An 11956-nucleotide genomic window follows, 5' to 3' on the forward strand; every position below is an offset into this window, starting at 1 on the left:
AGCGGCAGGGTGATCATCCGGAACCGCTGCCAGGCTGAGGCGCCGTCGACCTTGGCCGCCTCGTACACTTCCGCGGGAATCATCTGCAGCCCGGCGAGAATCAGCAGCGCCATGAACGGCGTGGTCTTCCAGACGTCCGCGATGATCACTGCCCACCTGGCCGGCCATTCGCTGCCGGTCCACAGGACGGTGGTGTTGAAGAGTTTGTTGCCGATGCCTTCGAAGGCGAAGATGAACAGCCACAGCTTGGCCGTCACTGCGGTGGGGATGGCCCACGGCACCAGGACGGCTGCACGGACCAGGCTGCGGCCCCGGAAGGCCCGTGCCATGATGACGGCCATCCAGAAGCCAAGCACTGTCTCCAGGGCCACCGTGACGATAGTGAAGAAGAACGTGGTGCCGGTGGCGGACCAGAACTGCGCGCCCAGGGTTCCCGGCGGGCAGTCCACGGTCCCGCCGTCCGGAGCCGGGCATTGCTGGAAGATCCAGTTGTAGTAGTTGGAGAAGCCGGCCGGGCCGCCCTCAACGAAGAGACCCGTAGCGGGGTCCAGACCGGCATCTTTTTGGAATGACATCACAATGGCGGTGATGATCGGATACACGATCACTACCGACAATGCGAGGATGGTCGGCGCCAGCAGCCAAGCTGCCCAGCGCCCCTGCGTCGCGATGCGGTTGTCCTCCCCAACACCCTTGGGTGCGTGGTGGATCGGTGCCCCGCCCGACGTCGGTGCCTTGACCGACGTCGGGCCTACTTCAGTTGCCATGATGGACCTACTGTCCCGCGCTAGCGGACTCGATGGACTTCTGCATGTCGGACAGGGCCGCGTCTACAGTCTTCTCGCCCTTGATGGCCGAGTACGCGTTTTCCTGGATGGCCTTGGTGACGGCCGGGTAGAACGGGGTGACCGGGCGCGGCACGGCGTTCTCGATCGAGGTCTTCAGGACCGGCAGGTACGGCAGCTTGGCGACGAGCTCCTTGTCGTCGTAGAGCTTGCCGAGCACCGGTGCGAGCGAACCCTGCGTGGCGAAGAACTTCTGGGTTTCTTCGGTGGTGAGGAACTTCAGGAAGTCCACTGCGGTGGCCTTGTTCTTGGAGTAGACGCTGATCGCGGCGCTGTGGCCGCCGAGGGACGAGGCGCCCGGACCGGTCTTGCCGGGGAGTGCGGTCATGCCCAGGACGTCCTTGACCTTGGAGGAGCCTTCAGTGGTGGCCAGGTTGTAGACGTAGGGCCAGTTTCGCAGGAACAGCAGCTTGCCGTCCTGGAATGCCTGGCGGCTTTCCTCTTCCTGGAACGTGATGGCTTCCTTCGGGATCGAGCCGTCTGCGTAGGCCTTGGTCAGGTTGGCCATGCCGGCCTTTGCCTCCGCGGTGAGCAGGTTGGGCTTGCCATTCTCGTCCAGCACGGCTCCGCCGGCGGAGTTGATTGCCTCGGAGGCGTTGACGGTGAGCCCCTCATACTTCTTGAACTGGCCGGAGTAGCAGCCGATGTTGTTGGTCTTGGCGATGGAGCACATGCTCATCATCTCGTCCCAGGTCTTCGGGGGCGTGGGGACCAGGTCCTTGCGGTAGTACAGGATGCCGCCGTCGGATGATTCCGGTGCCGCGTACAGCGTGCCCTTGTAGGAAGCGGCATCAACCGTCGGCTTCAGCATGGCCGAAGTGTCCAGCGCCATCTTGTCCTTGAGCGGCTGCAGCCAGCCCTTGGCGGCGAATTCGGCGGTCCAGACGACGTCAACGCTCGCGACGTCGTAGCCGGGGTCCTTGGCCTGGAAGTGCTGGACGAGGTCGTCGTGCTGCTGGTCGGCCTGGTCGGTCTGCTCCTTGAAGGTGACCTTTTCGTTCGGGTGGGCGGCGTTCCACTTGTCGATCAGCGGGCGGACCACGTTGCTGTTGTCCTTGCCCTGAACGTAAGTGATGGGGCCGCGCCCGTCCAGGCCCTGCGAGGCGGCGTCGCTGCCGCTGGTAGTGCCGCCCCCTCCGCCGCCACACGCCGAAAGGGTAATAGCCAAAATGCCTGCCGTTGCGACGGGAAGTAGGAAATTGCGGGTTTTCATACTGGAGTGCTCCTCGCTGAGTACCGGTGAAAAACGGCCGTACTGATCGTGTGCCGACCATCACAGTAATCAACAGGTACCCCGAATGCAAGCGTTTACATGAAAGCTTTATGCAAAGGAGATCCCGTGGCCCGTCGGCCGGCCGGCCGGCCCGCGGCGCGCCTGCCGGGAAGGCTGCCTCAGCCTCACGGCCGGCTCAGCGGACCCGCTCGGAACGGCCGAACCGCGACCGCGCGCCGGATCCGATGTGGATCAGCACCGGCGTGCGTTTGCCGATTACCGCGTCGAGCGCCTCTACCAGGGCGGAAACTTCGGCGGCGAGCCGGTGCGGGGCAACACCCTGGCGCGGTTCCACCCGGATCTTGAGGGCCGGCTCCCCGCTGATTTTGTAGGCGGCTACCGTAACGCCGGCCAGGTCGGGCCGGTCCGCGAGCGCTGCGCGGAGCGTCTGCTCCGCCACGCCGCCGCTGATTCCGACGTTGCCGGGCACTTCACCCGGGTCCTCCTCTGCCACGAGCAGGCTGGTCCGGCCCGTACCCTGTTGGGCAATCCAGGCGATCATCAGGCCCATCACCACCAGCAGCGCCAGGCAGATGACAAGCCACAGCCAGCTCCCCTGGCGGCGGGGGAATTGCGTCCGTTCGAACAAATCGAGCCAGAAGCTCAGGACACCGCCGGCCCACTCATGCCACCACACGCCGACAGCCGGGACGCTCGCAAGCAGTATCAGGAGGACGCCGATGGCGAGGAGGAGGATGCCAAGGGTGCCGATCAGTACGCGGTTCAGCGCCCGGGGGGTGTTGTTCATGCCCCCACCACCCCGGCTGTGGATACCTGGATCCGCACTTCCGGCATCGGCCAGGGGCCCATTTCCTCCACTTCCCGGCGCACAGCCTCCAGGACGGCGTCCGGGCGCAGCGGCACACCGGAGGTCGGCCGGACGTTGACCGTGATCCGGTTCCGCGACACGACCACCATCACCTGTTCCTTGGCCACGTTGGCGGCCAGCCGGGCCCGGCGCGCCAGGGCAGCGGCGATCACCTCATCGTCCACCACGACGGCGGCCCGGCGGTCCGGGAGCAGGTGGCGTGCCCGCCGGCCGGGCAGCACGGCATTGAGGAAGAAGAACAATCCGGCCATCGCGATCACAGCGCCCGTGACGCCGAGCAGAAGCGGCGGGATTCCCGCCGGGAGCGCTACTACCCGCTCGGCCGCGGTCTGCGGATCCACGAGCCACGGCGGCTGCCCGATGGCACGGACCCCCGTCTCAAGCAGCGCATAGCCGAACAAGGCCATGACCAGGCCGGCCGCGATCACGGACACAACAGCGCGCGATGTGTGCGTCTCCCGTTTCACTATCCGGCCCATGCCCGCGGCGCCGGAACCCAGCGGCGCGCTCCCCGGCACCGCATCGGTGTCGTGCCCGGCGGAGTCGATTCCGGCGTTCTGGGTGTCCTGGCTCAATGTACCCGGCCTCCCCCGCGCACGGCGGCCCCGCTGATGCGGATGTCCACCCGGCTCAGCTGCGCTCCGGTCAGTTCCGTCACGCGGTGCAGAATCTCGGCCTTGGCGGCGACGGCACGCTCCCAGATGGAACCACCGAATCCGGCGACGCGGCCGGGGTCCCGGACCACAGCGGTGAGGTTCGGGACCGCGACGGGCATGACAAGCGACAGCGCGAGCAGCCCGTCATCGTCCGACCAGTCGGCGCGGACGTCGTGCGCCGGGACACCGAGGGCCTCCCCCGCGGCCGCCCGGGCCACGCTCGTCAGGGCCTGGGTGCTGATGCGGTTGTGCCCGGCCATCGCGGTGCCGGGGATCGGCGCTTCAGCCGTGATGCTCATGAGGAGGAACGCCGGCCTGTGAGGGCGTCAAACACGCTGCGCAGGTCCAGCTTCCCCTCTGCGGCCCGGCCCAGGAGGGCGCCGATGGCCATGAAGAACAGGGCGCCGAGGAAGCCCCAGGCACCGAACTGGAAGGACATGAAGGCCACGAAGGCGCCCATGGCGATTCCCACTACCGTCAGGCTCATTAGATTGCCTCCCTGACTGGCCGGGCCTCGGCGGACGGGGCCGGTTTGGCCGGGCCGGGCACATAAACGTCGTTGATCTCGATATTGACCTCGATCACTTCGAGACCCACCAGTTCCCCGACGGCGGCGTAGACGACGGCGCGGACCTGGTCCGCTAGGGCCTGCAGGGGGGTGCCATACACCGCAACAAGATCGATGTCGACGGCCGCCTGCGTTTCGCCGACTTCCACGCGGACGCCCGCTGCGTGATCGGCGTTGCCGACGGCGTCGCGGATGGCCCCGAGGGCGCGTGAGGGTCCTGAGCCCAACGAATAGACGCCGGGCACCGATCGGGCGGCGATGCCCGCGACCTTGGCGACGGCGGTTTCCGCTATGACCGTGCGGCCGGTGCCGGCCGGCGCGGACAGACCGTCCGCAGGACTGACCAGGGCGCCGGGACCGGGCTGACCTGCTGCGAGGCCGGCAACGTGTTGACCGGCCGCGGGACCGGCGACGGGTTGAGAATTCTGGTATTCCATAACGCACTCCCCCTTCTCTTTGACACAACCCTAGTCCCTGCCTGGGGGCCCGTGGGGGAATCTTGCGGCGCCATCCCACAGTCCACGCAGGTGGGGGCGGGAACGGGCGGCCCGCGTTGGGGACAAGGCCGGCCGTTTGTCGGCTGCGGGATGTCAGCCGCGAGCCGACGCGGGCGTTGGCCTGGCCGAACCCCCTACTTGCAGTTGATGGCGATCCAGGTCGTGACCGGCGCCATGGCGGCCTGGAGCTTTCCGCTGGAGAAGACCGTCTGGTCGGTGACGCCGGCAACGGCCACCTCCTTGAGGTTGGCGAAGTCGGCCTTGAGGCTGTCCGGGACGCGTTCGGCCGTCTCGGCCAGCTCCGTTTTGAACTGTTCCAGTTCCGCCGTCTTGCCTTGGGCGGCCGACAACGGAAGGAGCGTGGCGCCGGTTGCCTGCTCCGAGATCTTGGAGCACGCCTCGGCGGCGCTGGTGAAGCCGCCGAACGTCCCGGAGGTCCCGCTGGGGCTCGGCGTGGCGGACGCCGAAGCAGTGGACTCGCCCCCGGCGGACGTGCCCGCGGCGGACGAAGGCGCGCTGCCGGCCTGCGGGGCCGAACACCCGGTAAGCGCCAGGGCTGCGAGGAGGGCGGTTGCGGCGAGAGGACGGGCAATATTCTTCGAAGTCACGTTGCAGAATCACTTTTCGGTTGAGATTGCGCCGCCCGCCCGGACCGGGCTGCCGGCGGCTTTGGTGGTCTTTCCCCAGCGTGCGAGTCTAGCCCGGCCGGCTGGACGGCCCCCAAACGGTCGCCGCCGCCGGCCGCCCCTCGCCGCCCGTCTCCCCCGTCGATAAAGCGGAGCAGGAGATGGTGTTAAAGAAGAAAAGCACCAGTTCTCAAAGAACTGATGCTTCCCAGTGGTGGCTCCGACCGGCGTCGATCCGGTGACCTTTCGATTTTCAGTCGAACGCTCTACCAACTGAGCTACAGAGCCTAGGTGACATGTCACCTTGAAGGCCGGAATTTCTTCCGGCAATCAGAGCGACCCTGACGGGACTTGAACCCGCGACCTCCGCCGTGACAGGGCGGCGCGCTAACCAACTGCGCTACAGGGCCTTGCTTGTTTACTGCCTGTTCTTGCTGCCTGCGATATCGCTACCGCAGATTTTCAAGGCCTTTAGCCTACCAGACTTTTTTACCCGGTTTGACCAGTTCCTTGCGTACCCCCAACGGGATTCGAACCCGTGCCGCCGCCGTGAAAGGGCGGTGTCCTAGGCCGCTAGACGATGGGGGCCAGGACGCCATCCGGTGAAACATATCAGGGCAAAAATTAAGGGCCGAAGCCTGTCGTTTTTGTCCTTTCGGGTTCCTCCGAACTGGACTATAAAACTATAAGGGCAGACCCCCGGATTATCCAAAATCGGCCCCTCCCGCCGATACAAAAGCCGGGCCAGGATGGGGGCGGAGCCGGGCAGAGTGGGTGCAAGATGGACTGATGGATGCCGTTGATGCCCTCAATGAGATTGCGTTCTGGCTCGAACGCGGGTTCGCCCCCACCTTCAAGATCCAGGCGTTCCGCAAGGCAGCCGGGATTATCGGCGCCCTGGACCCGGAGGAGGTCGCAGCGCGGGCACGCAACGGCCGGCTCAAGAGCATGAAGGGGATCGGCGACAGAACGTTCGACGTCATCCGGCAGGCGGTCGACGGCGGCGTGCCCGACTATCTTGAGGATCTGCGCCAACGCGGGCAGCAACCCCTGGCGACCGGCGGGGCCGAACTGCGCTCGGCCCTCCGCGGGGACCTGCACAGCCACAGCGACTGGTCCGACGGCGGGTCGCCGATCGGACTGATGGCTGACGCCGCCCGGACACTGGGCCGGGACTACCTCGCCCTGACGGACCACTCCCCCAACCTCAAGATCGCCAACGGCCTGAGCGCCGAACGCCTTCGGGAACAGCTGGACGTTGTTGCGGACATCAACGCGGACGGCGGCGACTTCCGCCTCCTGGCCGGGATCGAGGTGGACATCCTGGAGGACGGCACCCTGGACCAGTCCCCGGAGATGCTGGACCGGCTGGACATCGTGGTGGCGAGCGTCCACTCGAAGCTCCGCTCCGACCGGAGCACCATGACCGAGCGGATGCTGGGCGCCATCAACGATCCGCACACGAACGTCCTCGGCCACTGCACCGGCCGGCTGCTGCAGGGGTCGAGAGGAACCCGCCCGCAGTCCGAGTTCGACGCCGCGCGCGTGTTCGCGGCGTGCGCCGGCAATAATGTGGCCGTCGAAATCAATTCCCGCCCCGAACGGCAGGATCCGCCGGACGATCTGATCCGGCTGGCCCTCGATGCCGGCTGTCTGTTCAGCATCGACAGCGACGCCCATGCGCCGGGCCAGCTGGATTTCCTGCAGTACGGTGCCGAGCGCGCGGCCTCGAACGGGGTTCCCGCCGAGCGGATCGTCACCACCTGGCCGCTGGATCGGCTGCTGGAGTGGGCCGGAAGCGGCAAATAGCGGCCGGACAGCTGTCCTGGGCCAGGCCCCAGGGCTACCCCAGCCCGGGGATGCCCAGCCCGCCAATGCCTTCCCGCCGAGGCCCAGACCGCCAACGCCTAGGGCCGGGACGGCTCCGGCCCGTCGGGCCGCCACGGCGTGGACCTGGGCAGCCAGCGCGGGACGTTGCTGCGGTATTCCTCGTACGCCGCACCGAACTTCCGGGCCAGTGTGGGCTCCTCGTACTGCCGGACGAAAGCCACCACCGGGATGGCGCCGATGCCCAGGGCCAGGAAGAGCTTCGGCTGCCCCAGCAGAAGCCCCTGCCCCGCGACGGCCGCGGCAATGGACACGTACATCGGATTCCGCACGTACCGGTAAAGGCCGCCAACCACCAATTGCCTGGGCGGGGCAAATGGCGCGGGGGTCCCGATGCCCTCGACGGCGAAATGCACAAAGGAGTTCGCGATGACGGCGGCGCCCGCACCGATCATCATGGCGCCCGCGATCTGCGCGGGCACCCCGCCGGGGACCGGCGACTCCACTTTCCAGCGGGTCAGCAGCCACGGCACCACGCCGGCGGCGGTTGCGGGGGCGATGGCGAAGACGGCTGTGCCGATGGCTGCACGCCGTCGTTCGCTGGCCGAGGCTGCGGATGCTGTCATACCAGCCATCGTGACCCCGCCACGTTGAACGGACAAGGGCCCACCGGCCTAACCCGGGGACGGGGGATCAGCCTGAACTTTCCCGACACTTTGCGTGGGCGCGCGATGGGCGGCGCGCTGCGGGAGGAGCGCGGCGGGGAGGAGCGGTGGGTGGTCGAGGTTCAGGTGAGCAGCAGCACGGCAAGGGTGACCATCACGACGGCGATTCCGGCGTCGAGCACGCGCCAGGCCGTCCGGCGCCGGAACAGGGACGTCAGGAACCGTGCCCCCGCGCCGAGGGCGGTGAACCAGGCAATGCTTCCCAGGCCGGCCCCGGCGGCGAACCACCAGCGTCCGGCTTCGCCCTGGGCGGCAGCGAGGGACCCGAGCAGCAGCACCGTGTCCAGGTAGACGTGCGGGTTCAGCCAGGTGAAGGCCAGGCAGGTGCCAAGGACGGCGGCCCGGCCGGCGGCGGGCTTGTTGCCGGGATTCTCCATCTGCTCCCCGCGGACCGCACGCCGGGCCGCGAGCGCCCCGTAGGCAAGGAGGAACGCCGCCCCGGCCCACCGGATCACGACGAGGGCAGCGGGCGCCCGGTCCAGGAGGATGCCGATGCCCGCGACGCCCAGCAGGATCAGCACGAGGTCCGAGACCGCGCAGACTGCCACCACCATGACGACGTGCGAGCGCTGGATGCCCTGCCGGAGGACAAAAGCGTTCTGCGCGCCGATAGCAACGATGAGGGACAGTCCGGCGGAAAGACCGGAAAACAGGGGAAGGATCACCACCCCACGGTAGGCGGCCGCCAGAGATGAAACCAGTTAAAGATTCTGCTGATACGTAAGATGGGCTAATGATGGAGATCACCCACGAACAGGCCCGGACGCTGGCCGCGATTCTGACGCACGGGAGCTTCGACGCCGCGGCCGCGCACCTGTCCGTGACGCCGTCGGCGATCAGCCAGCGGGTCCGGGCCCTCGAGACCGCCGTCGGCCGGCCGGTCCTGACCCGGGCGCGGCCGCCCGGACTCACGGAGTCCGGCGAGGCCGTGGTGCGCTTCGCCCGGCAGCTGGAAATGCTCTCCGCGGACCTGGCCGAGGAGCTGCAGCCGGAGCACCCCCGCGGAGGAACGCGCCTGACGCTGGTGATCAACAGCGATTCCTTGCACACCTGGGCGTTGGCCGGCCTCGCGGGGGCCAGTCACAACGTCCAGCTCGAGATCCTGCGAGAAGACCAGGAGCACTCGTTGGACCTGCTGCGCGCTGGAGCCGCCGCGGCCGCCATCACGGAAACAGCCCAGCCCGTGCCCGGCTGCTCATCGAGCAAGCTTGGCACGATGCGCTATTTGCCGGTGTGCGCTCCGGACTTCGCCCGCCGCTGGTTTGGGGAGGGCGCGACCGGCGCGACGCTCGCCGCGGCTCCCGTTGTGGTCTTCGACCGCAAGGACGACCTGCAGGACCGCTGGCTGCGCCGGGTCAGCCGGGCTTCCCTGCAGCCGCCGCGCCACTATGTGCCGGCCGCCCAGGAGTTTGGCGATGCCATCCGCTGGGGCATGGGCTGGGGCATGATGCCCGAGATCGAAATCGGCGAGGACCTATTGGCCGGCAGGCTCGAGGCCCTCGCCCCGCGAGCGCACGTGGACGTTGCCCTCTACTGGCAGCAGTGGCGGCGCGGCTCGGCGGCGCTGAACGACGTCGCGGCCGCCGTCCGGACGGCGGCACGCGTCCTGCGCTGAGGCCATTCGGGATTGGCAGGATCTCGACTAGACGTGACCGATTCCCGCCAGCCGGGAGGAGGCGGGAACGGCTACATTGGCAGCATGGCAACAACCGCCGCATCCGGCCCCACTCCGTCCGCAGGCCCCCACGAAGGGTCTCCGCACGCTGCCCCCGCACCCGCCCCGCAACCCGCGCCGCCCCCTCCCGGGCAGCCGGCCACGATCAGCAGGCTCGGCATCGCCGCCGTCGTCGTCACCGTGGTCCTGTGGGCCTCCGCCTTCGTGGGCATCCGCGCTGTAGGCCCGAGCTTCTCCCCTGGCTCCCTGACGCTCGGCCGGCTGGCCGTTGCCGCCGTCGTGCTGGGCCTGCTGGTGGTGCCCAAGCTCAGGGGCCTGCCCCGGGGCCGCGAGTGGTGGCCCATCCTGGCCTATGGCGTCATGTGGTTCGGAGGCTACAACGTGGCCCTGAACGCCGCCGAACACATGCTCGACGCCGGCACGGCCGCCCTGCTGATCAACGTCAACCCCATCCTGGTCGCCGTCATGGCCGGTGTGATCCTGAAGGAAGGGTTCCCGCGCTCGCTCATCATCGGCAGCCTGATCGCGTTCGGCGGCGTGGCCGTGATTGCGCTTGGTTCCGGCCAGCGGTCGACGGCGGACGTGGCCGGCGTGCTGCTCTGCCTGCTCGCGGCCGGGCTGGCCGCCGTGAGCGTGATCGTCCAAAAACCGGTGCTCCGCAAGTTCCCGGCCGCCCAGGCCACCTGGTTCGGCATCATGGTGGGCGCCCTGTGCTGCCTGCCCTTTAGCGGCCAGTTGGTCACCGAGCTGCAGGCCGCTCCCCTGCCGGCCACCCTGGGCCTGGTCTATCTGGGCATCTTCCCCACTGCGATCGCATTCACCACGTGGGCCTATGCGCTCTCAATGATTGATGCGGGACGCCTCGCGGCCACCACCTACCTGGTCCCGGGCACCACGATCCTGATCTCTTGGCTGGTTCTGGGCGAGATTCCGACCATCTGGGGCCTGGTGGGCGGCGTGATCTGCCTTGTGGGCGTGGGGCTGACCCGGCGCCGGTCCCGCTAGAGTTTGCCTATGCCCTCCTCCCTCCCGCCCGGCCTGCCGATCGTTCCGAACGGCGGGGACGGTGGTGACGGCCCGGACGGCGGCCCCTTCCCGATGTCCGAGGCCGATTTCGAGGCTGCCGTGAGTGATGCCCTCGACCGGATCCCGCCGGATCTGGCAAAGACCATGAGCAATGTCGCGATCTTCATCGAGGACGACTACACCCCGCAGCCCGGGGAGGATCCGGACACCGTGCTGCTGGGGCTCTATGAGGGGGTGCCCCTGACCGAGCGGGACTCCTGGTGGGACGCCGGCTCGCTGCCGGACCGGATCACCATTTTCCGCCAACCCATCCTGGACATCTGCACCTCCCGGGAGGACGTGATCGAGGAAGTCACCGTCACCGTGGTGCACGAGATCGCCCACCACTTCGGCATCAGCGACGCGCGCCTGCACGAGCTCGGCTGGGGATAGCCTTGTAGGCATGGGACACGACCACAGCCACTCGCACGGCCTGACCGCCACCGGCAAGCACCGCAAGCGCCTGGTCGCCGTCCTGGCCATCACGCTCGCCGTGGTGCTCGTGCAGACGATCGGTGCGGTGGTCTCCGGCTCCCTGGCCCTGCTCGCCGACGCCGGACACATGCTCTCGGACGCAGCCGGCGTCTTCATCGCCCTGCTGGCCGCATGGATCGCCACCCGGCCAGCCAGCGATCTGCGCACCTACGGTTACCAGCGCGCCGAAGTTCTGGCGGCGCTGGCCAACGCACTGGTCCTGATCGTCATCTCGGTGGTCATCTTCATCGAGGCCATCCGCAGGCTCGGCACCACCCCCGAGGTCCACACCGACGTCATGCTCGCCGCGGCGGTCCTCGGCGCCGTCGCCAACCTGGTCTCCCTGCTGATCCTGCGCGGCGCCCAGAAGGAAAGCCTGAACGTCCGCGGCGCCTACCTCGAAGTCCTGGGGGATCTGCTGGGGTCCTTTGCCGTCATCGCGGCGGCGGTGGTCATCATGGTCACCGGGTTTCAGGCGGCCGACACCATTGCCTCGATCCTCATCGCCCTCATGATCCTGCCCCGTGCCTGGCACCTGCTGCGCGACGTCGTGGACGTGCTCCTCGAGGCCACGCCCAAGGGCGTGGACGTTCAGATGATCCGCGACCACATCCTGGCGGTGGACGGCGTGGTATCCGTCCACGACATCCATATCTGGACCATTACCTCTGGCGTCCCCGTCTTCTCCGCCCACGTGGTGGTGGAGGACGCAGCGCTCGGCGCCAAGGGCGCCGACCGGGTCCTGGACAAACTCACCAGCTGCCTTGGCTCCCATTTCGACACCGAACACTGCACATTCCAGCTCGAGCCCACCACGCATTCAGAGCACGAGGCCCACCAGCACGCCTGACCGTCGGCAGGACACGCCCGTCACGGACGTGGCCAAATGACACTGG

General features: G+C 68.0%; 15 protein-coding genes and 3 tRNA genes. 5 read left to right on the forward strand and 13 right to left on the reverse strand.

Translation table 11 applies throughout. The annotated features are described in order from the left end of the window. The 11 genes from AC1D0A_RS06545 to AC1D0A_RS06595 all read right to left on the reverse strand — a co-directional run. Positions 1-767 (reverse strand): carbohydrate ABC transporter permease (locus AC1D0A_RS06545; protein ID WP_476945417.1); only part of this gene is annotated, 767 nt, incomplete at its 3' end. A gap of 7 nt (positions 768-774) precedes the next feature. After that, a complete protein-coding gene (locus tag AC1D0A_RS06550; protein ID WP_028277787.1) occupies positions 775-2058 on the reverse strand; it encodes an ABC transporter substrate-binding protein in 1284 nt (427 codons plus the stop codon). A gap of 196 nt (positions 2059-2254) precedes the next feature. Further along, entirely contained in the window at positions 2255-2866 is a 612-nt protein-coding gene (locus AC1D0A_RS06555) for a hypothetical protein (RefSeq protein ID WP_243181372.1), read from the reverse strand. Continuing rightward, positions 2863-3522, reverse strand: a complete 660-nt coding sequence (locus tag AC1D0A_RS06560) for a DUF6286 domain-containing protein (RefSeq protein ID WP_243181371.1) — start codon at positions 3520-3522, stop codon at positions 2863-2865. Before AC1D0A_RS06560 ends, AC1D0A_RS06555 begins: the two co-directional genes overlap by 4 nt. Then, positions 3519-3902: a hypothetical protein gene (locus AC1D0A_RS06565; protein WP_243181370.1), complete on the reverse strand. Its 384-nt coding sequence runs from the start codon at positions 3900-3902 to the stop codon at positions 3519-3521. The genes AC1D0A_RS06560 and AC1D0A_RS06565 overlap by 4 nt, the downstream gene beginning before the upstream one ends. Continuing rightward, positions 3899-4090: a hypothetical protein gene (locus tag AC1D0A_RS06570; protein ID WP_243181369.1), complete on the reverse strand. Its 192-nt coding sequence runs from the start codon at positions 4088-4090 to the stop codon at positions 3899-3901. Before AC1D0A_RS06570 ends, AC1D0A_RS06565 begins: the two co-directional genes overlap by 4 nt. Continuing rightward, positions 4090-4608, reverse strand: a complete 519-nt coding sequence (locus AC1D0A_RS06575) for an Asp23/Gls24 family envelope stress response protein (protein ID WP_459383677.1) — start codon at positions 4606-4608, stop codon at positions 4090-4092. The genes AC1D0A_RS06570 and AC1D0A_RS06575 overlap by 1 nt, the downstream gene beginning before the upstream one ends. 194 nt (positions 4609-4802) lie before the next feature. Next, entirely contained in the window at positions 4803-5276 is a 474-nt protein-coding gene (locus AC1D0A_RS06580; RefSeq protein ID WP_476945418.1) for a hypothetical protein, read from the reverse strand. Positions 5277-5506: 230 nt separating this feature from the next. Next, a tRNA-Phe gene (locus AC1D0A_RS06585) sits at positions 5507-5582 on the reverse strand. Between the two features lie 48 nt (positions 5583-5630). Continuing rightward, positions 5631-5704 (reverse strand) — tRNA-Asp (locus AC1D0A_RS06590). Between the two features lie 105 nt (positions 5705-5809). Further along, positions 5810-5882: transfer RNA gene (locus AC1D0A_RS06595), tRNA-Glu, on the reverse strand. A gap of 201 nt (positions 5883-6083) precedes the next feature. On the opposite strand from AC1D0A_RS06595, the gene AC1D0A_RS06600 reads away from it, so the two are divergent. Beyond that, entirely contained in the window at positions 6084-7103 is a 1020-nt protein-coding gene (locus AC1D0A_RS06600; protein WP_243181366.1) for a PHP domain-containing protein, read from the forward strand. A 98-nt stretch (positions 7104-7201) separates the two neighbouring features. Here AC1D0A_RS06600 and AC1D0A_RS06605 read toward each other — a convergent pair whose 3' ends face one another. Both AC1D0A_RS06605 and AC1D0A_RS06610 read right to left on the reverse strand, forming a co-directional pair. Then, a complete protein-coding gene (locus tag AC1D0A_RS06605) occupies positions 7202-7747 on the reverse strand; it encodes a methyltransferase family protein (protein WP_243181365.1) in 546 nt (181 codons plus the stop codon). Positions 7748-7908: 161 nt separating this feature from the next. Beyond that, positions 7909-8511 (reverse strand): LysE/ArgO family amino acid transporter, encoded by a 603-nt coding sequence (locus AC1D0A_RS06610; RefSeq protein WP_243181364.1) that lies wholly within the window; start codon positions 8509-8511, stop codon positions 7909-7911. Between the two features lie 68 nt (positions 8512-8579). Here AC1D0A_RS06610 and AC1D0A_RS06615 point away from each other — a divergent pair, with 68 nt between their 5' ends. The 4 genes from AC1D0A_RS06615 (at position 8580) to AC1D0A_RS06630 (ending at position 11910) form a co-directional block, all read left to right on the forward strand. After that, complete coding sequence (locus tag AC1D0A_RS06615) at positions 8580-9461, forward strand: ArgP/LysG family DNA-binding transcriptional regulator (RefSeq protein ID WP_476945419.1); 882 nt, start codon at positions 8580-8582, stop codon at positions 9459-9461. 84 nt (positions 9462-9545) lie between these two features. Then, positions 9546-10526 carry a DMT family transporter gene (locus AC1D0A_RS06620; RefSeq protein ID WP_476945420.1) on the forward strand — a complete coding sequence of 327 codons (981 nt, stop codon included), beginning with the start codon at positions 9546-9548 and terminating at the stop codon, positions 10524-10526. A 9-nt stretch (positions 10527-10535) separates the two neighbouring features. Further along, positions 10536-10979 carry a metallopeptidase family protein gene (locus tag AC1D0A_RS06625; RefSeq protein ID WP_243181361.1) on the forward strand — a complete coding sequence of 148 codons (444 nt, stop codon included), beginning with the start codon at positions 10536-10538 and terminating at the stop codon, positions 10977-10979. A gap of 10 nt (positions 10980-10989) precedes the next feature. Next, complete coding sequence (locus AC1D0A_RS06630; RefSeq protein WP_243181360.1) at positions 10990-11910, forward strand: cation diffusion facilitator family transporter; 921 nt, start codon at positions 10990-10992, stop codon at positions 11908-11910. Positions 11911-11956 lie beyond the last annotated feature (46 nt).

Source organism: Arthrobacter sp. P1_D4 (genome assembly GCF_056406115.1).

Coding starts and splice junctions, on each gene's coding strand:
- AC1D0A_RS06615 (WP_476945419.1), top strand. CDS start 8,580: ATGATGGAGATCACCCACGAACAGGCCCGGACGCTGGCCGCGATTCTG.
- AC1D0A_RS06550 (WP_028277787.1), bottom strand. CDS start 2,058: ATGAAAACCCGCAATTTCCTACTTCCCGTCGCAACGGCAGGCATTTTG.
- AC1D0A_RS06600 (WP_243181366.1), top strand. CDS start 6,084: ATGGATGCCGTTGATGCCCTCAATGAGATTGCGTTCTGGCTCGAACGC.
- AC1D0A_RS06555 (WP_243181372.1), bottom strand. CDS start 2,866: ATGAACAACACCCCCCGGGCGCTGAACCGCGTACTGATCGGCACCCTT.
- AC1D0A_RS06575 (WP_459383677.1), bottom strand. CDS start 4,608: ATGGAATACCAGAATTCTCAACCCGTCGCCGGTCCCGCGGCCGGTCAA.
- AC1D0A_RS06630 (WP_243181360.1), top strand. CDS start 10,990: ATGGGACACGACCACAGCCACTCGCACGGCCTGACCGCCACCGGCAAG.
- AC1D0A_RS06625 (WP_243181361.1), top strand. CDS start 10,536: ATGCCCTCCTCCCTCCCGCCCGGCCTGCCGATCGTTCCGAACGGCGGG.
- AC1D0A_RS06605 (WP_243181365.1), bottom strand. CDS start 7,747: ATGACAGCATCCGCAGCCTCGGCCAGCGAACGACGGCGTGCAGCCATC.
- AC1D0A_RS06570 (WP_243181369.1), bottom strand. CDS start 4,090: ATGAGCCTGACGGTAGTGGGAATCGCCATGGGCGCCTTCGTGGCCTTC.
- AC1D0A_RS06565 (WP_243181370.1), bottom strand. CDS start 3,902: ATGAGCATCACGGCTGAAGCGCCGATCCCCGGCACCGCGATGGCCGGG.
- AC1D0A_RS06620 (WP_476945420.1), top strand. CDS start 9,546: ATGGCAACAACCGCCGCATCCGGCCCCACTCCGTCCGCAGGCCCCCAC.